Source organism: Vibrio sp. 1562 (genome assembly GCF_033340155.1).
Lineage (GTDB): Bacteria > Pseudomonadota > Gammaproteobacteria > Enterobacterales > Vibrionaceae > Vibrio > Vibrio alginolyticus.
Genome location: NZ_JAWOVY010000448.1, coordinates 1 through 642 on the forward strand (window position 1 = coordinate 1; position 642 = coordinate 642).

A 642-nucleotide genomic window follows, 5' to 3' on the forward strand; every position below is an offset into this window, starting at 1 on the left:
GCAGTACGGTTGACCAACCGCCATGTTGCCAACAGTAGAGCAATAAAAACCCACCTAAACTTCCGCCAACATAGTAGTGCACCAAGTACAAAGCTGTTGCGGTTGCTTTTGCTTGTGTTGCGTTTTGGCCTACCCAGCCGTAAGCCAAAGTATGGGTAAAAAACGCGCCAAAACTAATCAGCAGAAGACCGATAAGCATAGCGGCGAGGCTCTCAAAAGCCGCAATCCACATGCCTGCCATGCTAACCACAGCGCCTATGAACATACCTAGAATAGAAGAGTAACGTTTGCTCCAATGCCCTGCGCATCGAGAAGAAAAAGTTCCTCCCAGATAACAGATGAATATCAACGATGCCAGACCGACCGGAACGTTGTGCGGCGCGCTAACCAAACGAAAGCCCATCACTGAGTAAAGATTGACGAACAACGCAAAGTTAAGCCCGCCGATGAGCATTGCAAACCAAACCCGCTGATTTCGAAAGTGACCCATAATGGCACGATTTTGGTGTCTTAAGCTGCTGGATGACGGTGTGAAGTTGCGTTGTTTTGGCAGTAAGTAGTGAACGCAGATTACGCCAATCAGTGTTACAACCATCATGACTTCGATGGCGACATTGACACTAAAGGTATCCGCCAACAAAC

1 protein-coding gene is annotated in these 642 nt (G+C 48.1%); it reads right to left on the reverse strand.

Annotated features, from left to right (window positions below; all coding sequences use genetic code 11):
* The coding region (locus tag R7Z49_RS25730; protein ID WP_318112499.1) for an MFS transporter at positions 1 to 642 on the reverse strand (642 nt) is incomplete at both ends.